Here is a 21,089-nt window from a genome sequence, read left to right as displayed (position 1 = left end):
CACTGGGTGCCGCCCGTCAGGTTTCCCTAGCGTCGTTGCCAAGCTTTTCTCACCACCACTTGGCGGGTGTGAACTTGCCGGCGGCCTGTTCGATCGCATGCGCCGTCTTGAACAGCGTTTCTTCCTCAAAAGGCTTGCCAATGAGCTGCAGGCCGAGCGGCAGGCCCTTGCCATCAAGGCCGGCAGGCACCGAAAGGCCGGGAAGACCGGCCATGTTGACCGTGATGGTGAAGACGTCCTGAAGATACATCTTCACCGGATCGGAAGCGAGTTCCTCGTCGCCGACCGCGAAGGCGGAAGACGGGGTGATCGGTGCCAAGATGGCGTCGACGCCCTCATGGAAGACGTTTTCGAAGTCACGCTTGATGAGGGTGCGGACCTTCTGCGCCTTGAGATAATATGCGTCGTAATAACCGGCCGAAAGCACATAGGTGCCGACCATGATGCGGCGCTGCACTTCCTTGCCGAAACCGGCGGCGCGGCTCTTCTCGTACATGTCGGCAATGTCCTTGCCGTCGACGCGGAGGCCGTAACGCACGCCGTCATAACGGGCAAGGTTGGAAGAGGCTTCCGCGGGCGCAACGATGTAATAGGCGGGCAGCGCGTATTTGGTGTGCGGCAACGAGATATCGACGACCTCGGCACCGGCGTCACGCAGCCATTCCACGCCCTTTGCCCAGAGCTTTTCGATCTCTTCCGGCATGCCGTCAACACGGTATTCTTTCGGGATACCGATCTTCAGGCCCTTGAGCGACTGGCCGATGGCCTTTTCGTAATCCGGCACCGGCAGGTTAACGGAGGTCGTGTCCTTGGCGTCAACGCTTGCCATGGTCTTCAACAGGATAGCGGCGTCACGCACATCACGGGCGATCGGGCCTGCCTGATCGAGCGAGGAGGCATAAGCGACGATACCGAAGCGCGAGCAGCGGCCATAGGTTGGCTTGATGCCAACGGTGCCGGTAAAGGCCGCCGGCTGGCGGATGGAGCCGCCGGTATCGGTTGCGGTGGCGCCTGCGCACAGATGCGCGGCAACGGCTGCGGCCGAACCGCCGGAAGAGCCGCCGGGCACCAGCTTCTGCTCGGAGCCGTTGGCGCGCCAGGGGTTGATGACCGGACCGTACCAGGAGCTTTCATTGGACGAGCCCATGGCGAATTCGTCCATGTTCAGCTTGCCAAGCATGACGGCGCCCTGATCCCAGAGGTTCTGGGTGACGGTGGATTCGTATTTCGGCTTGAAGCCGTCGAGAACATGCGAACATGCCTGCGTGTGCACGTCGCGGGTGGCGAACAGGTCCTTCACGCCCAGCGGAACGCCTTCCAGCTCGCCCGCTGAACCTGCGGCGATGCGGCCATCGGAGGCTTTCGCCATTTCTCGCGCCTTTTCAGGCGTGGTCGCGACATAGGCGTTCAGCGCGCCGTTCGCCGCGTCGATGGCGGAAAGATAGGCGTCCGTCAGCTCGAGGGCGGAAAACTCTTTCGCCTTCAGCTTTTCGCGGGCTTCGGCAATGGTCAGGCTCGTCAGGTCGGTCATGGTCGGCAACGGCTTTCGAAAATCTCGGAAAAATCGGGCGGCAAACGGCGGTCGGATTATTCGACCACTTTCGGAACCATGAAGAAGTCCCGGTCGGTCGCGGGCGCATTGGCGACGATATCTTCCGCCTTGCTGCCATCAGTCACCACGTCGGCGCGCTTTTTCATTTCCACCGGGGTAACGGAGGTCATCGGCTCGACGCCGTCGACATTCACTTCCGAAAGCTGCTCCACGAAACCGAGTATGCCGTTCAGCTGACCGAGCATATTTTGTGCTTCTTCATCATTGACAGCGATACGGGCAAGGCGCGCAACGCGCTTCACGGTGGCAAGGTCGACGGACATGGTTCTACTCCGGTCAGAATTTTCCTAACCGCTATAATCACCATGCCCGCCATTCGCAACGGTAGAAAGCATGTCGCATCAAACTGTGGAGCGGTTTTGCTGCGGCGACATGCCTGAATGGAGCCTCAGAAGGACAGCGTATCGCCCGGCTTCGGCGTGTGGACGCGCGCTTCCGACCCTTCCATGCCGGTCACGAACTTCTCCGGCGTCTGGTCGATGATCGGGAAGGAACCGTAATGGCAGGGGATGACATTTTCGAACTTGAAGAAGCGCTGGCAGGCGAGCGCCGCCACAGCCCCACCCATGGTGAAGCGGTCGCCGATCGGCACGAGACCGATATCCGGCTGGTGCAATTCGTTGATAAGCTTCATATCGGAGAAAATATCCGTATCGCCCATGTGATAGACGGCCGGGCCGTCTTCGAAATGCAGCATCAGGCCATTAGCGTTGCCGAGCGAATGGGAAACGCCATCCTCGGTGATCTGGGCGGATGAATGCAGCGCGTTGGTGAAGGTGACGGAAAAACCTTCGAAATGCACCGTACCGCCGGTATTGCCCATATCGATCTTTGCGACGCCCTTGGCGGCAAGCCAGCTGGCGAGATCGGCATTGGCAAGCACGGTGGCGCCCGTTTCGCGGGCAAGCTCGACGGTGTCGCCGACATGGTCGCCATGGCCGTGGGTGAGGAGAATATGCGTGATGCCCTGCGCCGCCGTCTTCGCATCCTGTCCGGCAAATGCGGGATTGCCGGTGAAGAACGGATCGATGAGGATTTTCGTGTTGCCGGTTTCAAGGCGGAAGGCGGAATGGCCGAGCCAGGTGATTTTCATGGAAGTTTCTCCTTCGTATTGCCGGTATATTATGACATAGGACGGCCTGTTCAACCGCACTACCGATATTTCAGAGAGGCGACAATGGCCGCGAACGATGACGAATACGTGTATGACGAAGCGAGCGGCGAATGGCGTCCGGCTTCCGAACTGGCCGCAGAAGCGGCGCGCGCGAAGGAAGTGCGCGACGCGGCGGGCAATCTGCTTTCGGATGGCGACCAGGTGACGCTGATCAAGGATCTGAAGGTCAAGGGTACCAATACGGTCATCAAGCAGGGCACCGTCATCAAATCGATCCGCCTGACCGGAAATCCGGAAGAGATCGATTGCAGGCACGAAACCGTCAAGGGTCTGGTGCTGCGCACCGAATTTGTCCGCAAACGATAAAAGGCAACACGCGACATGGCGATACTCACCATCGAGGAGCTTGCGGAAACGCTTCAGCCCGCACAGGCGATTGCCGGCCTCGACCTCGGCACGAAAACCATCGGGCTTGCCATGTCGGACCTGTCTCGGCGCTTCGCGACGCCACGCCCCGTCATCAAGCGGGTGAAATTCACGAAGGACGCAGAGGTGCTGCTGGCCTTCGCCGAAAAGGAGAAGGTATCCGCCTTCATCATCGGCCTGCCGATGAACATGGACGGATCAGCCGGACCACGCGTGCAGGCAACGCGCGCCTTCGTTCGCACCATGGGCGAAAAAACCGCCCTGCCCTTCATTTTCTGGGATGAGCGGCTTTCGACGGTCGCCGCCGAGCGTGCGCTTCTGGAAATGGACGTGTCACGCGCCAAGCGGGCCGAACGCATCGATTCGGCAGCCGCGAGCTTTATTCTTCAGGGCGCGCTGGACAGGCTTTCGGCTCTCGCTCGCTCGACGGGCTGAGGACCCAGCCACCAGCTGGCAATCTGCTTTCTCTTGCGGAAAGCAAGGATCGCGAAAACAATCAGGCTGTCGACCGCAATGGCGCGCGCCACCAGCGGCGGCAGGCTTTCCGGCGGCAAGCCGAGAATATTGCCGTAAATCTGGAACACCAGATCATGCGTCTGGCGCGTCAGCATGTAAAAACCAAAGCTCATGTCGTAATAGGAAAGCCAGTACCAGCTGCCCAGCAATGCGACGGGACCGGCCCACAGGATCAGAAACCATTTCATGCCGTCTGCTCCCCGCCAAATACCGTGTCGGGGATGCCGGCAAGCACCGCCCAGCGCACCAGAGCCATCAGGCAAAGGTTCAGCGCCGGCGCGTCGATATCCAACGGCAGCATTACAAAAAACGTCATCATGACGCCTAAAGCTGTCCAGCGGCTCACTTGCGGCTCCCTTATGCGCACTCATTGCGCATGGTTAACATTTCGTTAATCCACACTGGACCCGCAGCCATGGCGGCGCAAACGAAAGCTGGGATTATGGTTAACGCGGCCGGGGCGGGTGTGGAAAAGCTCATCCCCAAGGCAACGGGCAATCCTGTCGAAGGGTTGCGGGCCGGGTGAAAACATGGCTAATTTTTCGTTAATGTCGGCGTGACCCCGTTGCAGGCCACGGTCTCGCCTGCGCTGAAACCGGGTTCAGCTGTAAACGCCGCGGACCAGTCTTTTGACCGCGGTGGCGATCTTGTCCCAGTCACGGTCCGATTTCAGCGGCACACCGGCAAACTGGCCGCTGGTTGCGGCGGAAATGACGAGGTGCTGGATTGCGGCGAACAGCACGGCGTTGACGGCTGCGGTATCCACACCCTTTGGCGCGGCCAGCGAACCGCGCATGCGCTCCAGCCATTTGCCAAGCGATTTGGCGCGGGCTTCGGCAAGCTGCCTGACCTGCGGCGAGCCATCCGACACTTCCCAGGCGATGATCTTGCAGACGAGAGGATCGCTGCGCAGCGCGTCCATGAAATAAAGCGCCAGCTTTTCCATGAGATCGCCATAGGTCAAAAGGAACATGCCGCCGGTGTCTTCAGGAATACGGTCCTTCACCCAGGAGCCGAGATCCTCGCCGATCGCCTCGATCAGGCCGTCCAGACCGCCGAAATAACGATAGATGAGCTGTTTGTCGCAGCCGGCGCGGCGGGCCACCGCATTGATGCCGAAACCCTGAAAGCCTTCTTCGGAAAGAAGCGATCGCGCCGCATCAAAAATCGCCTTCTCGGTCGCTGCGCGATCCTTGATGCGTTTTTCCGGTCTGTCGGCTGAAATCACCTCTGCGGTCGCCAGCATGCTTTTCTACCCGTTCTCTAAAAAGGCCTGCTTCAAGGAGTTAACAAAGCATGAAGGCAAGAACAACGTGGCGGAGCGGTTGGGGGGAAGGTTCCTGTGGATGAGTGAAGATCAAGGACCCGTGCTCCGGAAAATATATCACTCCAGCGCCATGCCGAACCAAACGGTGCCGGGCGTCTCGTGGCTTTCGAGACGTTTGAAGCCGCGCGTTTCCCAAAAGCGCATGCCTGCACCGTTGCGCTCGCTGGCGCCGAGGTGGATGCCGTAGACGTTGTTTTGTCTCGCCATATCCAGCCAGCGCGACAAAAGTCGCGTGCCGCCGCCCTTGCCCTGCGTGCGCGGCAGAAGGTTCATGTGGATATGGGCCGGAAACGGATCGGTGAGCCAGGCAGGCGTGTGGCGCGGGTGGTGGATGAAATGGGCGCGGCGCTGGTCGGCGTTCCATGTCTGCTGGTCGCCACCGGGGTCGGGGTAAAGGGCGCGCAGATGCGGCCACCACTCCCGCTCCAGCCTCTCATCATGCAGGGTCGTATTGAGTGCGCCGGCGATGTACCCGCACACACCCTCCTCGTCCTCCGCTACAAAAACGGCATCGGGCCACAGATGCAGATAGGGCACGGAATAGATATGCCCGACCATGCGGCCGTCGCGATAAAGCGGTGTCGCATCCTCTCCGGCGTCACCGGTGGCAAGGCTTATGGCGTAAAGCGCGTCCTCATCTTCGGGACGGGCGGAACGAAAAGTCAGCATTGGCCGCCCTCCATTGCCGCGCATCGACACGCCAGAATGTTTTGACAGATAACAGCACGCTCCACGCCACCGCTTTTTTTCAAATCCGAGACCCCTCCCGCCGGGACTGCAACAACCGTCATCCGCCCTTTGTCGCTCAGGACGCGGGCGGATACAGAAGATCGATTATATAATTCGGATCGAAGCGGGAATCGAGCATGCCGTAAGTATGCCGCCAACCGCCCGCCAGACGGGTTTCCAGGAACGCATCGGCGATCTTGCCGGCACCAAGCCGGCAAAGTTCGGCGGCAGCGGCAGCGAGCGCGAATTGCTCGACCAGCAGGCGGGCCGCCCCTTCGTCACGTTCGGCAAGTGCTATCGCGGCGCGCAGGACGTCCGTCGTCTTTTTGCCGGCGGGTCCGAGGTCACGCTCCAGCGTCTGGAAAACGAGATCGAACAGATCCTTGCCGCGCTGGAGAACTCGCAGCACATCCAGCGCCATGACGTTTCCGGAACCTTCCCAGATGGCGTTGACCGGCGCTTCGCGGTAGTGGCGGGCAATCGGCCGTTCCTCGACATATCCATTGCCGCCCAGGCACTCCATGGCCTCAAAAATCAGGGCCGGTGCGATCTTGCAGCACCAGTATTTCACAATCGGCGTCATCACCCGCGCATAGGCCGCCTCGGCGGCATTGTTGCGCGCAGCATCGAAAGCCGACGCCAGCCGGAAGGAGAGTGCCGTCGCGGCAGCAACATCCAGCGCCATGTCGGCGAGAACGCGCGTCATGATCGGCTGGCTGACCAGCGTCTTGCCGAAGACCGAACGGCCGCGTGCGAAATGCACGGCTTCGGCCAGCGAAGCGCGCATCATGCCGGATGACGCCAGTGCGCAATCGAGCCGCGTCAGCGTCACCATGTCGAGAATAGTGCGCACACCGCTGCCCGGCTCACCGAGGAGATAACCGAAAGCATCGGTGAACTCGACTTCGGCGGAGGCGTTGGAACGGTTGCCGAGCTTGTCCTTCAGGCGCTGGAAATGCAGGCCGTTGGCGGAGCCGTCTTCCAGATAACGCGGCACTAGGAAACAGCCCATGCCGTCGCCCATCTGCGCCAGCATCACGAAACCGTCGCTCATCGGCGCGGACAGGAACCATTTGTGGCCGGACAGGCGATAGATGCCCTCGCCTACCCGCTCCGCCGTGGTGCGGTTGGCGCGCACATCCGTGCCGCCCTGCTTTTCCGTCATGCCCATGCCGACGGTGACGGCGGTTTTCTGCAGAGCAGGCTTCTGCGAGGAATCATATTTACGCGACAGGATTTTCGGCACCCATTCCTTCTGCACGCGCGGCGAGGTCATGATGGCGGCGACAGAGGCGCTGGTCATGGTCAGCGGGCAGAGGTGCCCCGCCTCAAGCTGCGAGGTCAGATAAAATTTGGTGGCGCGGGCCTTGTGTTCGTTGCCGCGCGTTTCGGTCGCGTTTTCCCAGACGCTGGAATGAAGACCCGATGACATGGAACGGCGCATCAGCGCGTGCCAGGCGGGGTGGAACTCCACCTGATCGAGACGCTCGCCGCGCGGGCCGTGGGTGTGCAGCTGCGGCAGGCCCTGATTGGCCATGCGCGCTAGTTCTTGCGCCTCGTGCGAGGTAACATAACGCCCGATCTGGTCGAACTCGTCCCGCAGATTGCGAGACAGGCCGGAGGTGAGGTCGACGATCAGCGGATCGGAACGATAGGCATTGATACCGGACCAGAGGCTTGGCTGGTTCAGTTCGGCGAGCGTTTCTTCTGTCCGGGAATTCTGGGTCATCAACTGCTTCTAGCTGTTTTCTACTGGAATTGCATAGTGGGGTGATATTGCATAATCCCGCCCACAGGAAGCGATTGAGACGATTAAAACCCCGCTTTCGGCATTTTTCAGGACCGGCCTTTGCGAATGCCGAATACGTTTCCGGCAAGACCGAGGGACAGCACCAGCATGGTGGATGAGAGAGCCGGCGACGACCCGACGGAACAGACGATCATTGCAGGCGTTCATTCCACCCGGGGGTATTTTCATTGGGCATTCCGCGCGCGCAACTTCTGCAAAATTCTGTTCTTGAGGTGTCGCAACCTCTCGGCTCATGACCTCACGGAACAAAGCTACATTTGGAGAAGAGACCATGGAGGCCAGCGTAAGAAAGCTCTTCGAGCGATATGAGCGCTTTTTCAACAGGTCCCTCAACGGTGATACGGATATGGAAGAGGTCGCATCGCTCTATGCCTCCGATTTCATAGCCGCTTCCCCTGCCGGGGTGATGACTGGAAAGAACGACGGTCAACTGAAGCAAGCCATGACGAAGGGTTATGAACGCTATCGGGCCATGGGAACGAAAAAGATGCGGATACGCGATATCCGCCTCTCGCCCATCGATGAACATCATTGCGTTGCCCATGTTGCCTGGACGGCGACCTTTGCCCGCAAGGGCCAATCGGATGTCGCAATAGATTTCGATGTTCATTACTTCATCCAGCAACTGGACAGGGAGCCGAAAGTTTTCGGCTGGGCGTCAGGCGACGAGCAGGCGCTTTTAAGGAAGCATGGCATTGTCTGACGTTCACCCGATCCATCGCTAGCCGCAAATGCGGGGTCGCGCCCTGCGTGGTTTTGAAGGACTTGCGACGCAGGGTAATCCACTTTTTTTCGAGGGCTGGGGAAACATCGCCCTGTTTTCATTTCGAGGGTTCACGGGTGCTTGCCCCTGCGGCGAGCAATCTCTATAGAGCGCAGGACCGAATTCAGCGGCACTCCACAGGCGTGTTCACAGCGAATGGGAGCGCACGGATCAGCATTCGGGCGTTCCGGGCATTTTCACGGGAAAATGCGACGCCCGTCAGGAGGCAACCGCATGGTCTTCTTCCCCCATCGCCATCTCCTCGGCATCAAGGGGCTTTCCCATCAGGATATAACCCTGCTTCTCGACAAGGCCGACGAGGCGGTGAAAATCAGCCGCCAGCGCGAGAAAAAGACCTCGACGCTCCGGGGCCTCACGCAGATCAACCTGTTCTTCGAAGCCTCGACGCGGACGCAATCCTCCTTCGAACTTGCCGGAAAACGCCTCGGCGCCGATGTGATGAACATGTCGGTCAGCAATTCCTCGGTGAAGAAGGGCGAAACGCTGATCGACACGGCGATGACGCTAAACGCCATGCGCCCGGATGTATTGATCGTGCGCCACTCCTCGGCCGGCGCCGCAGCCCTGCTCGCGCAGAAGGTCGCCTGCTCCGTGGTCAATGCCGGCGATGGCCAGCACGAACACCCGACGCAGGCGCTGCTCGACGCACTGACCATCCGTCGCGCCAAGGGCGATCTGTCGGGAATAACGGTTGCGATCTGCGGCGACGTACTGCATTCGCGTGTCGCCCGTTCCAACATCATCCTGCTCAACCAGATGGGTGCTCGCGTGCGCGTCGTCGCACCCGCCACGCTTCTGCCCTCCGGCATCCGCGACATGAGCGTCGAGGTTTTCCACGACATGAAGGAAGGGCTGAAGAACGCCGATGTGGTGATGATGCTGCGCCTGCAGCGCGAGCGCATGTCCGGCTCCTTCGTGCCTTCGGTGCGCGAATATTTCCATTATTACGGTCTCGACGCCGAAAAATTGAAGGCAGCGAAGGAAGATGCGCTGGTCATGCATCCCGGCCCGATGAACCGTGGCGTGGAAATCGCCTCCGAAGTGGCCGACGGCCCGCAAAGCGTCATCGAAAGCCAGGTGGAAATGGGGGTTGCCGTGCGCATGGCTGTCATGGAAACCCTGCTTGTCTCGCAAAATCAGGGTGAGCGCGTATGAGTGCCGTAACCGTTCTTAAAAACCTCCGCATCGTCGATCCCTCCCGCGATCTGGACGAGACCGGCAGCATCGTTATTGCGGCCGACGGCACGATCCTTGCTTCGGGCAAAGATGCCCATAATCAGGGTGCTCCCGAAGGTGCGACGGTTCGCGATTGCAGAGGGCTGGTAGCCGTTCCCGGCCTGGTGGACGCCCGCGTCTTCGTCGGCGAGCCGGGTGGCGAACACCGTGAGACGATCGAATCCGCCTCGCGCGCGGCAGCGGCCGGCGGCGTTACCAGCATCATCGTGATGCCCGACACCGACCCCGTCATCGATGACATTGCGCTGGTCGAATACGTCAAGAAGGCGGCGCGCGACAAGGCGCTCGTCAACGTCTATCCCGCTGCGGCGCTGACCAAAGGCCTCAAGGGCGAGGAAATGACCGAGATCGGCATGCTGAAGGAAGCCGGTGCGGTGGCCTTCACCAACGGCCGTAAGGCGCTTTCCGATACGCTCGTACTGCGCCGCGCCATGACCTATGCGCGCGAATTGGGCGCGGTGATCGCTCTCGAGACCCGCGACAAATATATCGGCGGCGGCGACATGAACGAGGGGCTTTTTGCGAGCTGGCTCGGTCTGTCAGGCATTCCGAAGGAAGCCGAGATCATTCCTCTGGAACGCGACCTGCGCATTGCCGGTCTGACCCAGGCGATCTACCACGCCGCCAAGATTTCCGTGCCGGAATCGGCCGAAGCGATCCGACTTGCCCGGCAGCGGGGCGTAAAAGCCACCTGCGGCATCTCGATCAACCATCTGACGCTCAACGAGAACGATATCGGCGAATATCGTACCTTCTTCAAGCTCTCGCCGCCGCTGCGCGCCGAAGAGGACCGCAAGGCCATGGTCGAGGCACTGAAGGACGGCACCATCGATATCATCGTTTCCTCGCATGATCCGCAGGATGTGGATACCAAGCGCCTGCCCTTTTCGGATGCGGCAAGCGGCGCGGTGGGGCTGGAAACCATGCTGGCGGCGGCCCTTCGTCTCTACCACAGCGGCGAGGTTCCGTTGATGCGGCTGATCGATGCGCTTTCCACCCGCCCGGCGAAAATCTTCGGTCTGGATGCAGGCACTCTGAAGGCGGGCGCGAAGGCCGATATCACCCTGATCGATCTCGACGAGCCGTGGCTCGTCACCAGGGAACAGCTGGTGTCGAAATCCAAGAATACGCCGTTCGAGGACGCCCGTTTCAGCGGCCGCGCTGTCGCCACTTATGTGGCTGGCAAAGCGGTCCATTCCTTGGCATAAGATCACGGCAGAGATCACGCAGGCGCGCGACAGAGGGAACGTTGAATGAGTGCTTTGACTGACTGGCAGACGGCGCCTGCCCTTCTCGCGCTTGCGGCGCTGATCGGCTATCTGTTCGGCTCGATACCCTTCGGCCTTCTTCTCACCCGCATGGCGGGGCTCGGCGACGTGCGCAATATCGGTTCGGGCAATATCGGCGCAACCAACGTGCTGCGTACCGGCAACAAGAAACTCGCTGCCGGCACATTGCTGCTCGATGCGCTGAAAGCCACGGCAGCGGTGCTGGTCGCCAATGCGCTCTGGGGTTACGAGGCTTCGCTGGTTGCCGGTTTCTTCGCCTTTCTCGGCCATCTGTTTCCGGTGTGGCTCGGCTTCAAGGGCGGCAAGGGTGTGGCCACCTATATCGGCGTGCTTCTGGGTGCTGCCCCCCTGTTGATGCTGGCCTTCGCGCTGATCTGGCTCGCGACCGCCTTTGTCACCCGCTACTCCTCGCTGTCGGCGCTGCTGGCCATGCTTGTCATCCCCGTGGCCCTATGGGTACTCGGGCCTGAAAAGACGGCGTTGCTGGTGACGCTGCTGAGCGCGATTTCCTGGTGGAAGCACCGCGAGAATATCGCCCGGCTTCTGGCGGGTACCGAAAGCAGGATCGGGCAAAAGGGCTGAAGCCAGCTTCAAGGATATGTCATGCCGCATGAGGAAACGATACGGCAGGGCATAGAGCTTTCCGCGCGGCAGCGGCTCGCCTGGCTGCGGCTGATCCGCAGCGACAATATCGGCCCCGTCACCTTCCGCGAACTCATCAATCATTTCGGTAGCGCTGAAAAAGCGCTCGACGCCCTGCCCGAGCTTTCAAGGCGCGGCGGTTCCTCACGCAGTCCGCGCATCGCCACCCAGGCGGAAGCGGAACGCGAAATCGAAACGGCTGAAAAATTCGGCGCGCGCTTCGTCGGCATCGGCGAGCCGGACTATCCGCCCGCCTTGCGACATCTGGACGGCGCGCCGCCGCTGATCGCCATGAAGGGTTCAGCCTCCACCGCAACAAGACCATGCGTCGGCATCGTCGGATCACGCAACGCCTCCATCAACGGCGCGAAATTCGCCGCGATGCTCTCGCGTGACTGCGGTCGTGCGGGCTATACGATCGCTTCCGGATTGGCGCGCGGCATCGATGCGGCGGCGCACCGGGCAAGCCTTGCAACCGGCACGGTGGCCATGCTGGCGGGTGGTCTCGACCGTCCCTACCCGCAGGAAAATTTAGGGCTTCTGCAGGATATCTACGAACAGGGTGGCGCAACGATCAGCGAAATGCCGTTTGGCTGGGAACCGCGCGCACGGGATTTTCCCCGCCGCAACCGGCTGATATCAGGCGTCTCGCTCGGCGTCGTCATCGTGGAGGCGGCGGAACGCTCCGGCTCGCTGATCACGGCGCGGCTTGCCGGCGAAGCGGGCCGGCTGGTTTTCGCCGTGCCCGGCTCCCCGCTCGACGCGCGATGCGAAGGCACCAACCGGCTGATCAAGGAAGGCGCGATGCTGACCACGGGTGCTGCCGATATTCTCGATGCGCTGCGGCCGCTGATGGAACCGCAATTGCCGCTTGAACGCAAGATCGAGGAACCACGATCCGACACGGAGATGTCACCGCCCGGAGACGACGAGCGCAGCGTCGTTGCCGCCGCCCTCGGTCACTCACCAGTCGAGACCGACGATATTATCCGCCATACGGGTTTTTCCGCTGCCACCGTTCACATGGTGCTTCTGGAACTCGATATAGCCGGACGGCTAAACCGGCATGCCGGGGGGCGGGTTTCGCTCCTCGCGGATTGAAAGCTTGCGTCGCCCGCTCTGGATATCGCCGACTTCCACATAGGCCATTTCAATCAGATAACACAGCATGTCGGCGCCTTCGCGATTGGCGACGAGCCTCAGTTCCGCGAGCATCTGCCGGATATAGGCTAAATTCTCCCGGGTTCCCTCATTATCGGCCTTATTGTTTGTTATGTCGGGGACCATATATTTATCCTGCGAATACAGCCTGAAATGAAGAGCTTTGAGTAAAAATCAAATGATGTTTCCAATCATAACTAATTCACCAAAGATTGCAATACAATCGCACGGAAATCATAGGTTGCAGGCCGCGTGTAACGATAAAATCGGCCTTGCCTCTTGACCAGCGCGCATTACCTGTCCATGTCGAATTATAAAGAGGCCCTGTTGCGACACTCGGTTGCAATCCGGCTATGTTAACGGACCAGTTCCCAGAGAAAAAAATATGAATGTCGTCGTCGTAGAATCTCCGGCCAAAGCCAAGACGATCAACAAGTATCTTGGTCCGGGCTACAAGGTTCTTGCATCCTTTGGCCACGTCCGGGACCTTCCTGCCAAGGACGGATCGGTGCTGCCCGACCAGGACTTCGAAATGTCCTGGGAGGTCGACAGCGCGTCCGCCAAGCGCATGAAGGACATTGCCGATGCGGTGAAAGCCTCCGACGGCCTGTTTCTCGCAACCGACCCGGATCGCGAGGGCGAGGCGATTTCCTGGCATGTGCTCGATCTCCTGAAGAAGAAGCGCGTTCTCGGCGACAAGCCGGTAAAACGTGTGGTCTTCAACGCCATCACCAAAAAGGCGGTGCTGGACGCGATGGCGAACCCGCGCGACATCGACATACCGCTGGTCGATGCCTATCTCGCCCGCCGTGCGCTGGACTATCTCGTCGGTTTCAACCTGTCGCCGGTGCTGTGGCGCAAGCTGCCCGGCGCCCGTTCCGCTGGCCGCGTGCAGTCCGTTTCGCTGCGTCTCGTCTGCGATCGCGAATCCGAGATCGAACGTTTCGTCTCCGAGGAATACTGGAACATCAGCGCGCTTTTGAAGACACCGCGCGGTGACGAGTTCGAGGCGAAGCTGGTTTCCGCCGATGGCAAGAAGCTGCAAAGCCGCTCGATCAAGACCGGTGATGACGCCAACCGCCTGAAGGCGCTGCTCGAAGGCGCAACCTATGTCGTCGACACGGTCGAGGCTAAACCGGTCAAGCGCAATCCCGGCCCGCCCTTCACCACCTCCACCCTGCAACAGGCTGCATCCTCGCGCATGGGCTTTTCCGCCTCGCGGACCATGCAGGTGGCGCAGAAGCTTTATGAAGGCATCGACATCGGCGGCGAGACCGTCGGTCTGATCACCTATATGCGTACCGACGGCGTGCAGATGGCGCCGGAAGCAATCGATGCCGCACGCCTCGCCATTGGCGAGCAATTCGGCGACCGCTATGTGCCGGAAAAGGCACGTTTCTATTCGACCAAGGCAAAGAACGCCCAGGAAGCGCACGAGGCTATCCGCCCGACCGATTTCAACCGCACGCCGGATCAGGTGAAGCGTTTCCTCGATGCCGACCAGTTGCGTCTTTACGACCTCGTCTGGAAGCGCGGCATCGCCAGCCAGATGGCCTCTGCTGAAATCGAACGCACGACGGTGGAAATCCTCGCCGACAAGGCCGGCGAAAAAGTGGGGCTTCGCGCCGTCGGCTCCGTGATCCGTTTCGACGGCTTTATCGCCGCCTATACCGACCAGAAGGAAGATGGCGAGCAGAGCGACGACGGTGACGACGAAGGCCGCCTGCCGCAGATCAATGCGCGCGAGAACCTCGCCAAGCAGAAGATCAACGCCAGCCAGCACTTCACCGAGCCGCCGCCGCGTTATTCGGAAGCCTCGCTCATCAAGAAGATGGAAGAACTCGGCATCGGCCGTCCTTCCACCTATGCGGCGACGCTGAAAACGCTGAGCGACCGCGAATATATCGTTGTCGACAAGCGCAAGCTCATTCCCCATTCTCGCGGAAGGCTGGTGACGGCTTTCCTCGAAAGCTTCTTCGCCAAATATGTCGAATACGACTTCACCGCCGATCTGGAAGAAAAGCTCGACCGTATTTCAGCGGGCGAACTGGACTGGAAGCAGGTACTGCGCGATTTCTGGAAGGATTTCTTCGCGCAGATCGAAGATACCAAGGAATTGCGCGTCACCAATGTGCTCGACGCGCTGAACGAGGTTCTGGCGCCGCTGGTCTTCCCCAAGCGCGAAGACGGTTCCGATCCGCGCATCTGTCAGGTTTGCGGCACCGGCAATCTTTCGCTGAAGCTTGGCAAATACGGCGCATTCGTCGGTTGCTCCAACTATCCGGAATGTAACTTCACCCGCCAGCTCACCTCCGATGGGTCGGAAGCAGACGCTTCCGTATCCAACGAACCGAAAGCGCTTGGCGCCGACCCGATGACGGGCGAAGAGCTGACGCTGCGCTCTGGCCGATTCGGGCCCTACATCCAGCGCGGCGACGGCAAGGAGGCCAAGCGCTCCTCGCTGCCCAAGGGCTGGAAGCCGGAAGACATCGATCACGAGAAGGCGCTGGCGCTCATCAACCTGCCGCGCGATATCGGCAAACATCCCGAAACAGGCAAGATGATTTCCGCCGGCCTTGGCCGCTACGGACCCTTCCTGCTGCATGACGGTTCCTATGCGAACCTCGAAAGCATCGAGGACGTGTTCTCGATCGGCCTCAACCGTGCCGTCACCGTCATTGCCGAGAAACTGAGCAAGGGACCGGGGCGCGGCCGCAATGGCACGCCTGCGGCTCTGAAGGAACTGGGTGACCATCCCGATGGCGGCGCGATCACCGTCCGCGACGGACGTTACGGCGCTTACGTCAACTGGGGCAAGGTCAACGCCACCATTCCGAAGGGGCAGGATCCCGTCTCGGTGACGCTGGACGAGTCGCTGGTGCTGATTGCCGAGCGCATCGCCAAGACCGGAACTGGCGGCAAGCCGGTAAAGGCCAAGAAGCCAGCCGCCAAGAAGGCCGACGGCGACGCCGCCGCAAAGCCGAAGGCGAAAGCCAAGGCCGCAACAAAGAGCAAGACGGCCGCCAAGCCGAAGGCTGCGGCCAAACCCAAGAAGGCAGAATCGTGAGCAAGGCGCCGCGTCAGAGACAGGGTTCCGCCAGCGACGGCTTCGGACGTACCGGGCGCGGCAAGCGGGCAAATGAAGGTGAAGGCATCATCCATGGCGAGGTACCTTCCCGCGAAGTGCTGCTGAAATTCATTGCGGAGCATCCGCAGCAGGCCTCCAAACGCGAAATCGCCAAGGCTTTCGGGCTGAAGGGCGATGACCGCATCGTGCTCAAGGCGCTGCTGAAAGAACTTGAAACCGATGGCATGGTGCAGAAGAGCCGCAAGTCGCTGACGCGGCCGGGCGGCCTGCCGCCGGTGACGGTTCTCGACATCACCACCCGCGACAAGGACGGCGAATTGATCGGCCGGCCGGCCGAATGGCCGGAGGATCTGGGTGCGGCTCCCGCCGTGCTCATCCGCCAGTCTTCGCAGGATCGCGGCAAGAAAGCTCCGGCCGCCGGTCTCGGCGATCGCATTCTGGCAAAGATCTTCCCCTCCAAGGACAGCGTCGGCCCGGCCTATACCGCCCGCGTCGTCAAGCTGATCGACCGTCGCCAGAACGCGCTGCTTGGCGTGTTCAAGGAAACGGAAGGCGGCGGCGGACGCCTGATGCCGATCGACCGGCGCGGCGAGGAAATGGTGATCGACCCCGATGGTGTCGGCGATGCCAAGGACGGCGATCTGATCGAGGTGGAAACCTCGCGCAACAGCGGCCGTTACGGCCTGACACGCGCGAAGGTTCTCTCCGTCGTCGGCTCCGTGGCCTCGGAAAAGGCGATCTCGATGATCGCGATCCATGCCCACGGTATTCCGCACATCTTCCCGCCGAATGTTCTGGCCGAGGCGGACGCCGCCAAGGCCGCAACCATGTCGCACCGCGAGGACTGGCGCGATCTGCCGCTCATCACCATCGATCCGGCCGATGCCAAGGACCATGACGACGCGGTCTATGCCGAGCTGGACCCCTCGCCCGACAATCCGGACGGCATCATCGTCACCGTCGCCATCGCCGATGTGTCCTGGTATGTGCGATCCGGCGCGCCGCTCGACCGCGAGGCGCTGAAGCGCGGCAACTCCGTCTATTTCCCTGATCGTGTCGTGCCGATGCTGCCGGAACGCATCTCCAACGATCTCTGCTCGCTGAAGGAAGGCGTTGACCGCCCTGCCCTTGCGGTGCGGATGACTTTTTCGAAGGAAGGCCGCAAAGCGGGCCACACTTTCCACCGCATCATGATGAAGAGTGCTGCCAAGCTCTCCTACCAGCAGGCGCAGGCAGCGATCGACGGTACACCGGACGACAAGACCGGCGCGCTGCTGGAGCCCATCCTCAAGCCGCTCTGGCACGCCTACGAGGTGATGAAGCGCGGCCGTGACCGCCGCCAGCCGCTGGAACTCGATATGCCGGAGCGCAAGATCCAGCTGCGGCCCGACGGCACGGTGGACAAGGTCGTCATTCCCGAACGCCTCGACGCGCACAAGCTGATCGAGGAAATGATGATCCAGGCGAATGTCGCCGCCGCCGAGACGCTGGAAAAGAAAAAGCAGCGACTGGTCTACCGCGTGCATGACGCTCCGACGCTTACCAAGCAGGAAGTGCTGCGCGAATTCCTCGGCACCATCGGCATTTCCATGGCCAAGGGCGTGGCCATGCGCGCCAATTCCTTCAACGGTATTCTGGCGCGCGCGCTCGACACGCCGCACCAGATCATGGTCAACGAGATGGTGCTGCGCAGCCAGAGCCAGGCGATCTACAGCCCTGACAATATCGGCCATTTCGGCCTCAACCTGATGAAATACGCACATTTCACCTCGCCGATCCGCCGTTATGCCGATCTGATCGTGCATCGCGCGCTCGTCGGCTCGCTAGGCCTCGGCGAAGGCGGCATCACCCCGCAGGAAGAGGCGACGCTGGACGACATCGCCGCCGAAATCTCGACCTTCGAGCGCCGCGCCATGGCCGCCGAACGCGACACCATCAACCGGCTGATCGCGCATCATCTTTCCGAACGCGTCGGCGAGGAGTTCGATGGCCGCATCGCCGGTGTCACCAAGGCGGGACTATTTGTCGCGCTGCCAAAGTTTGGTGCGGACGGGTTTGTTCCTATATCTACACTCGGAACCGACTATTTCTTTTACGACGAGGCGCATCAGGCTCTGACGGGGGAAAAGACGGGTCTCGGTTATCAGCTTGGCGACACGGTTCAGGTGCGGCTTGCGGAAGCGGTGCCACTGGCTGGCGCGTTGCGTTTCGAAATGCTGAGCCCGGGGCGCAAGATGCCGGTCGGCTCGCGGTCGTTCCACAAGGCGGGCCGGCGGACATCGCGTCCTGGCGCCAAGCCCGGAACGCGCCCGCCGAGAGGACGACGGTAACAAGGCCGCGACAAGCGGTTGAGACAAACGGGAGAAGGACTTAAGGATGAGTGCAAATCAGGGCTCGGAAACGGTCACCTTCGGAGACAACAGCGCGGAGCGGCCGCTTGGCCGTTCGATCATGCGGGGCATGGCCAACCGCTGCCCGGCCTGCGGCGGTGGCCGCCTGTTTCGTGCCTTCCTGAAGCCGGTGGATAATTGTGCGGCCTGCGGCGCGGAAATGCATCACCACCGTTCCGACGACCTGCCGCCCTATATTTCCATCGTTATTATCGGCCATATCGCCGTTGGCGGCTTCATGATGACGGATATGGTCTTTCACGTTCCCATGTGGGTGCACTTCGCCATCTGGATACCGATCACCATTCTGGCCGCGCTTTTGACGCTGCAGCCGATCAAGGGCGGCGTCATCGGCCTGCAATGGGCGCTCCGGATGCACGGCTTCGACGGAAAACAACCAAAAGTGCAGATAGACGGCTCCTCCCACTGACGGCGGGCGGGAACTTGCACATGCCCCAGCTACCCACGAACGCCGAAGCGGCGCGCACGCCCATGCGGCCGCGCGATGCCGCCTCCATCATCCTGTTCGACCGCTCCGGCCCGGCTCTGCGGGTGCTGATGGGCCAGCGCAGCCACGCCCATGTCTTCATGCCGGGTGCTTACGTGTTTCCCGGCGGCAAGCGCGATCCACGCGACCACGCCCTGCCCTTCTCCGGCGATCTGCACCCCGCCGTGCTGCGCAGCCTCACCGCATCCGCCGCTCGCCACCTGAGCGCTGCCGGAGCACGGGCGCTGGCTCTTGCCGCCGCGCGCGAACTCGTCGAGGAAACCGGCGTGGATATGGGCATGGACGCTGATGGTCCGGACCTTTCCCGTTTTCGATATGTGGCGCGCGCCATCACCCCGCCCGGCAATATCAGGCGTTACGACACGCGATTCTTTTGCTGTTATGCCGATGAGTTGCGGCTGAATACCCGGCTAATCAGGGATTCCGACGAGCTGAACAATGTGCAATGGCTTGACATGACAGAGCTTTCCGGTCTGAACATGCCGAAAATCACACGCACGGTTCTCGAAGATGTCACAAAACTCATGATAGGTGATCCGTCACTGCCCTTTGAAAGCCCCGCGCGGCTCTATGTCACGCGCCACGGCCGATTCATTCGAGACTTTGTATAAAGGCCGTCATGTCACAAACGAAATGCGAAGCGGACGCCATTCACTGGCCCTCACTGATCGCCGCCATTTCCGCCATCAGTGCGGTTGGCGTCGCCATCGGCCTCGGCCTGCCGCTGCTGTCGATCATCCTTGAGAAGCGTGGCATCTCCTCCACCATGATCGGGGTGAATTCGGCTATGGCCGGCGTCGCGGCGATGATGGCCGCCTCGGTGACCAGCAAGATCGCCCATGATTTCGGTGTGGCGCGAACGATGCTTATTGCGGTCGTCATTTCGGCGCTAAGTGCGCTCTGCTTTTATTTCGCCGACGCCTTCTGGATGTGGTTTCCGCTGCGGATCGTCTTCCATGGCGCAACCACCACGCTGTTCATCCTTTCCGAATACTGGATCAACATGACCGCGCCGCCGAAAAAACGCGGCATGGTTTTAGGCATCTACGCCACCGGCCTTGCGGTCGGCTTTGCGGTCGGTCCGCTATTATTTTCCGTGGTCGGCAGCGAGGGCATCATGCCCTTTCTGGTCGGGGCGGCAATCATCCTGCTTGCCGCGATCCCGATCTTCCTCGCACGCGGCGAAAGCCCGGAGCTGAGCGAAAGGCCAAACCACCATTTCGCCCGTTATATCTGGCTGGTGCCGATGGCGTCTGCGGCGGCTTTCGTGTTCGGTGCGGTGCAGGCGGGCGGCCTGTCGCTCTTTCCCATCTACGCCACCCGTGAAGGCTTCAACGAATCACAGGCGGCACTTCTCCTGACCGTGATGGGCATCGGCAATATGGTGTTCCAGATACCGATCGGCCTTCTTTCGGACCGGATGAAGGACCGGCGCACGTTGCTGGCGCTGATGGCCTTTGCCGGCGTCTGCGGCACGCTGGCGCTGCCTTTCCTGGTAGACAGCTGGATCCTCGTGGCGGCGCTCCTCCTGTTCTGGGGCGGCCTCGTATCCGGCATGTATACCGTCGGCCTCACCCATCTCGGATCGCGTCTCAAGGGGGCCGATCTGGTGTCCGCCAATGCCGCCTTCATCTTCTGTTACGCCATGGGCACGATTGCGGGACCGCAGGCCGTCGGCATTTCCATGGATGTTGCAGGCACCGATGGTTTCGCCTGGGCGCTCGCCGTGTTTTTCGGGCTTTACGTGGTGCTTTATGGCTTCCGTTTTGTTTTCCGGGCAAAACAGACTTGACTTTTCAGGCGTGATACGTAGTTTCGCGCCAGATTTAGCCGAGGTGAGAAGCGCCTGCGGCTTCTCTTTTGTTTAAAGGCAGGACGACCATGGCGAAAGCTACAACAATCAAGATCAAGCTGCTGTCGACAGCCGACACCGGTACCTTCTACGTCACCACCAAGAACAGCCGTACGTTCACGGACAAGATGACGAAGACGAAGTACGACCCGGTTGTACGCAAGCACGTTGAATTCAAGGAAACCAAGATCAAGTAATATTGATCGGTTCTCCGACAAAAGCGCGCCCAATGGGCGCGTTTTTTGTTTGTACGGAGATAAGGGCAGCGTTGCCGGCATTTCCTGCCCCAGCGGCCTCGCAGGGCACGAGATGCGCCATAGACGCTCGATCTCCGTGTCATCCGGCCGTTGGTCGCAAATCCCGCCGACGCCTATCGGCGCGCCGGCAAACCCATTACGGGCCTGCCGACCAACCAACATCTCAACCGATTCGTCAGCGCATCGCCTGAACGCAAAAAACGCCCAGCCGGAATTCCTCCGCCATAAGCGGCGGCACGAGCCAAAAATTTGGGAGGAACAAGGCGGTCGGCCAACGATGTGATCACGGCACGAGGAACCGATTCGGACATCGTCAGCCGACCGACCCCACGATCCAGGAGATGCGGC

General features: G+C 60.9%; 22 protein-coding genes. 13 read left to right on the top strand and 9 right to left on the bottom strand.

The window, feature by feature from the left end:
• Positions 1-49: 49 nt before the first annotated feature.
• The 3 genes from gatA to QSK43_RS11005 all read right to left on the bottom strand — a co-directional run bounded on the left by gatA (position 50) and on the right by QSK43_RS11005 (position 2,705).
• Positions 50-1,531, bottom strand: a complete 1,482-nt coding sequence (gene gatA / locus QSK43_RS11015; RefSeq protein ID WP_332303479.1) for an Asp-tRNA(Asn)/Glu-tRNA(Gln) amidotransferase subunit GatA — start codon at positions 1,529-1,531, stop codon at positions 50-52.
• A 56-nt stretch (positions 1,532-1,587) separates the two neighbouring features.
• Positions 1,588-1,875 carry an Asp-tRNA(Asn)/Glu-tRNA(Gln) amidotransferase subunit GatC gene (gatC, locus tag QSK43_RS11010; protein WP_045018628.1) on the bottom strand — a complete coding sequence of 96 codons (288 nt, stop codon included), beginning with the start codon at positions 1,873-1,875 and terminating at the stop codon, positions 1,588-1,590.
• Positions 1,876-2,000: 125 nt separating this feature from the next.
• Positions 2,001-2,705, bottom strand: coding sequence for a metal-dependent hydrolase (locus tag QSK43_RS11005; RefSeq protein WP_332303478.1), 705 nt, complete (start codon positions 2,703-2,705; stop codon positions 2,001-2,003).
• A gap of 84 nt (positions 2,706-2,789) precedes the next feature.
• On the opposite strand from QSK43_RS11005, the gene QSK43_RS11000 reads away from it, so the two are divergent.
• Positions 2,790-3,092 carry an alkylphosphonate utilization protein gene (locus QSK43_RS11000; RefSeq protein ID WP_045018632.1) on the top strand — a complete coding sequence of 101 codons (303 nt, stop codon included), beginning with the start codon at positions 2,790-2,792 and terminating at the stop codon, positions 3,090-3,092.
• Between the two features lie 15 nt (positions 3,093-3,107).
• The gene (gene ruvX / locus QSK43_RS10995; protein ID WP_045018634.1) at positions 3,108-3,587 is read left to right on the top strand and encodes a Holliday junction resolvase RuvX; all 480 of its coding nucleotides are present in this window, start codon (positions 3,108-3,110) and stop codon (positions 3,585-3,587) included.
• Here the strand turns inward: ruvX and QSK43_RS10990 are convergent.
• The 5 genes from QSK43_RS10990 to QSK43_RS10970 form a co-directional block, all read right to left on the bottom strand.
• A complete protein-coding gene (locus tag QSK43_RS10990) occupies positions 3,539-3,856 on the bottom strand; it encodes a DUF6105 family protein (protein ID WP_045018636.1) in 318 nt (105 codons plus the stop codon). The genes ruvX and QSK43_RS10990 overlap by 49 nt on opposite strands.
• Positions 3,853-3,984 carry a hypothetical protein gene (locus tag QSK43_RS10985; protein ID WP_332303577.1) on the bottom strand — a complete coding sequence of 44 codons (132 nt, stop codon included), beginning with the start codon at positions 3,982-3,984 and terminating at the stop codon, positions 3,853-3,855. Before QSK43_RS10985 ends, QSK43_RS10990 begins: the two co-directional genes overlap by 4 nt.
• A gap of 285 nt (positions 3,985-4,269) precedes the next feature.
• Complete coding sequence (locus QSK43_RS10980; protein ID WP_045018638.1) at positions 4,270-4,914, bottom strand: TetR/AcrR family transcriptional regulator; 645 nt, start codon at positions 4,912-4,914, stop codon at positions 4,270-4,272.
• 138 nt (positions 4,915-5,052) lie between these two features.
• Positions 5,053-5,664 (bottom strand): GNAT family N-acetyltransferase, encoded by a 612-nt coding sequence (locus tag QSK43_RS10975; RefSeq protein ID WP_045018825.1) that lies wholly within the window; start codon positions 5,662-5,664, stop codon positions 5,053-5,055.
• A 136-nt stretch (positions 5,665-5,800) separates the two neighbouring features.
• Positions 5,801-7,453, bottom strand: a complete 1,653-nt coding sequence (locus QSK43_RS10970; RefSeq protein WP_332303477.1) for an acyl-CoA dehydrogenase family protein — start codon at positions 7,451-7,453, stop codon at positions 5,801-5,803.
• 352 nt (positions 7,454-7,805) lie between these two features.
• Here QSK43_RS10970 and QSK43_RS10965 point away from each other — a divergent pair, with 352 nt between their 5' ends.
• From QSK43_RS10965 to dprA, 5 genes are all read left to right on the top strand, one after another.
• On the top strand, positions 7,806-8,237 hold the full coding sequence (locus QSK43_RS10965; RefSeq protein WP_045018642.1) for a DUF4440 domain-containing protein: 432 nt from the start codon (positions 7,806-7,808) through the stop codon (positions 8,235-8,237).
• 294 nt (positions 8,238-8,531) lie between these two features.
• On the top strand, positions 8,532-9,473 hold the full coding sequence (locus QSK43_RS10960) for an aspartate carbamoyltransferase catalytic subunit (protein WP_045018644.1): 942 nt from the start codon (positions 8,532-8,534) through the stop codon (positions 9,471-9,473).
• Positions 9,470-10,762, top strand: coding sequence for a dihydroorotase (locus tag QSK43_RS10955; RefSeq protein ID WP_332303476.1), 1,293 nt, complete (start codon positions 9,470-9,472; stop codon positions 10,760-10,762). The genes QSK43_RS10960 and QSK43_RS10955 overlap by 4 nt, the downstream gene beginning before the upstream one ends.
• A 45-nt stretch (positions 10,763-10,807) precedes the next feature.
• Positions 10,808-11,425, top strand: coding sequence for a glycerol-3-phosphate 1-O-acyltransferase PlsY (gene plsY / locus QSK43_RS10950; RefSeq protein ID WP_332303475.1), 618 nt, complete (start codon positions 10,808-10,810; stop codon positions 11,423-11,425).
• A 21-nt stretch (positions 11,426-11,446) separates the two neighbouring features.
• On the top strand, positions 11,447-12,586 hold the full coding sequence (gene dprA / locus QSK43_RS10945) for a DNA-processing protein DprA (protein ID WP_045018651.1): 1,140 nt from the start codon (positions 11,447-11,449) through the stop codon (positions 12,584-12,586).
• Here the strand turns inward: dprA and QSK43_RS10940 are convergent.
• Positions 12,542-12,772: a hypothetical protein gene (locus tag QSK43_RS10940; protein ID WP_045018653.1), complete on the bottom strand. Its 231-nt coding sequence runs from the start codon at positions 12,770-12,772 to the stop codon at positions 12,542-12,544. The genes dprA and QSK43_RS10940 overlap by 45 nt on opposite strands.
• A gap of 259 nt (positions 12,773-13,031) precedes the next feature.
• Between QSK43_RS10940 and topA the strand changes: the two genes are divergently transcribed.
• The 6 genes from topA to rpmG all read left to right on the top strand — a co-directional run bounded on the left by topA (position 13,032) and on the right by rpmG (position 20,681).
• Positions 13,032-15,713, top strand: coding sequence for a type I DNA topoisomerase (gene topA / locus QSK43_RS10935; protein ID WP_332303474.1), 2,682 nt, complete (start codon positions 13,032-13,034; stop codon positions 15,711-15,713).
• Positions 15,710-18,064 (top strand): ribonuclease R, encoded by a 2,355-nt coding sequence (gene rnr, locus QSK43_RS10930; RefSeq protein ID WP_332303473.1) that lies wholly within the window; start codon positions 15,710-15,712, stop codon positions 18,062-18,064. The genes topA and rnr overlap by 4 nt, the downstream gene beginning before the upstream one ends.
• Before the next feature lie 46 nt (positions 18,065-18,110).
• Positions 18,111-18,554, top strand: a complete 444-nt coding sequence (locus QSK43_RS10925) for a DUF983 domain-containing protein (RefSeq protein WP_332303472.1) — start codon at positions 18,111-18,113, stop codon at positions 18,552-18,554.
• Positions 18,555-18,574: 20 nt separating this feature from the next.
• Entirely contained in the window at positions 18,575-19,243 is a 669-nt protein-coding gene (locus QSK43_RS10920; RefSeq protein WP_332303471.1) for an NUDIX hydrolase, read from the top strand.
• 8 nt (positions 19,244-19,251) lie between these two features.
• Entirely contained in the window at positions 19,252-20,424 is a 1,173-nt protein-coding gene (locus QSK43_RS10915; protein WP_332303470.1) for an MFS transporter, read from the top strand.
• 89 nt (positions 20,425-20,513) lie between these two features.
• A complete protein-coding gene (gene rpmG, locus QSK43_RS10910) occupies positions 20,514-20,681 on the top strand; it encodes a 50S ribosomal protein L33 (protein WP_003496403.1) in 168 nt (55 codons plus the stop codon).
• Positions 20,682-21,089 lie beyond the last annotated feature (408 nt).

Origin of the sequence: Rhizobium sp. GR12, assembly GCF_036596185.1 — a bacterium.
GTDB classification, from domain to species: domain Bacteria; phylum Pseudomonadota; class Alphaproteobacteria; order Rhizobiales; family Rhizobiaceae; genus Agrobacterium; species Agrobacterium nepotum.
Note: the sequence above shows the minus strand (reverse complement) of the source record. Positions and strands in the feature narration are given on the sequence as shown.

Excerpts from the sequence above, each read along its gene's own strand:
- QSK43_RS10955 (WP_332303476.1), top strand. The coding sequence starts at position 9,470 with ATGAGTGCCGTAACCGTTCTTAAAAACCTCCGCATCGTCGATCCCTCC.
- topA (WP_332303474.1), top strand. The coding sequence starts at position 13,032 with ATGAATGTCGTCGTCGTAGAATCTCCGGCCAAAGCCAAGACGATCAAC.
- QSK43_RS10940 (WP_045018653.1), bottom strand. The coding sequence starts at position 12,772 with ATGGTCCCCGACATAACAAACAATAAGGCCGATAATGAGGGAACCCGG.
- QSK43_RS11005 (WP_332303478.1), bottom strand. The coding sequence starts at position 2,705 with ATGAAAATCACCTGGCTCGGCCATTCCGCCTTCCGCCTTGAAACCGGC.
- QSK43_RS10970 (WP_332303477.1), bottom strand. The coding sequence starts at position 7,453 with ATGACCCAGAATTCCCGGACAGAAGAAACGCTCGCCGAACTGAACCAG.
- QSK43_RS10980 (WP_045018638.1), bottom strand. The coding sequence starts at position 4,914 with ATGCTGGCGACCGCAGAGGTGATTTCAGCCGACAGACCGGAAAAACGC.
- ruvX (WP_045018634.1), top strand. The coding sequence starts at position 3,108 with ATGGCGATACTCACCATCGAGGAGCTTGCGGAAACGCTTCAGCCCGCA.
- plsY (WP_332303475.1), top strand. The coding sequence starts at position 10,808 with ATGAGTGCTTTGACTGACTGGCAGACGGCGCCTGCCCTTCTCGCGCTT.
- QSK43_RS10915 (WP_332303470.1), top strand. The coding sequence starts at position 19,252 with ATGTCACAAACGAAATGCGAAGCGGACGCCATTCACTGGCCCTCACTG.
- QSK43_RS10925 (WP_332303472.1), top strand. The coding sequence starts at position 18,111 with ATGAGTGCAAATCAGGGCTCGGAAACGGTCACCTTCGGAGACAACAGC.
- dprA (WP_045018651.1), top strand. The coding sequence starts at position 11,447 with ATGCCGCATGAGGAAACGATACGGCAGGGCATAGAGCTTTCCGCGCGG.
- QSK43_RS10920 (WP_332303471.1), top strand. The coding sequence starts at position 18,575 with ATGCCCCAGCTACCCACGAACGCCGAAGCGGCGCGCACGCCCATGCGG.
- QSK43_RS11000 (WP_045018632.1), top strand. The coding sequence starts at position 2,790 with ATGGCCGCGAACGATGACGAATACGTGTATGACGAAGCGAGCGGCGAA.
- QSK43_RS10985 (WP_332303577.1), bottom strand. The coding sequence starts at position 3,984 with ATGACGTTTTTTGTAATGCTGCCGTTGGATATCGACGCGCCGGCGCTG.
- gatA (WP_332303479.1), bottom strand. The coding sequence starts at position 1,531 with ATGACCGACCTGACGAGCCTGACCATTGCCGAAGCCCGCGAAAAGCTG.
- QSK43_RS10990 (WP_045018636.1), bottom strand. The coding sequence starts at position 3,856 with ATGAAATGGTTTCTGATCCTGTGGGCCGGTCCCGTCGCATTGCTGGGC.
- QSK43_RS10960 (WP_045018644.1), top strand. The coding sequence starts at position 8,532 with ATGGTCTTCTTCCCCCATCGCCATCTCCTCGGCATCAAGGGGCTTTCC.
- QSK43_RS10975 (WP_045018825.1), bottom strand. The coding sequence starts at position 5,664 with ATGCTGACTTTTCGTTCCGCCCGTCCCGAAGATGAGGACGCGCTTTAC.
- gatC (WP_045018628.1), bottom strand. The coding sequence starts at position 1,875 with ATGTCCGTCGACCTTGCCACCGTGAAGCGCGTTGCGCGCCTTGCCCGT.
- QSK43_RS10965 (WP_045018642.1), top strand. The coding sequence starts at position 7,806 with ATGGAGGCCAGCGTAAGAAAGCTCTTCGAGCGATATGAGCGCTTTTTC.
- rpmG (WP_003496403.1), top strand. The coding sequence starts at position 20,514 with ATGGCGAAAGCTACAACAATCAAGATCAAGCTGCTGTCGACAGCCGAC.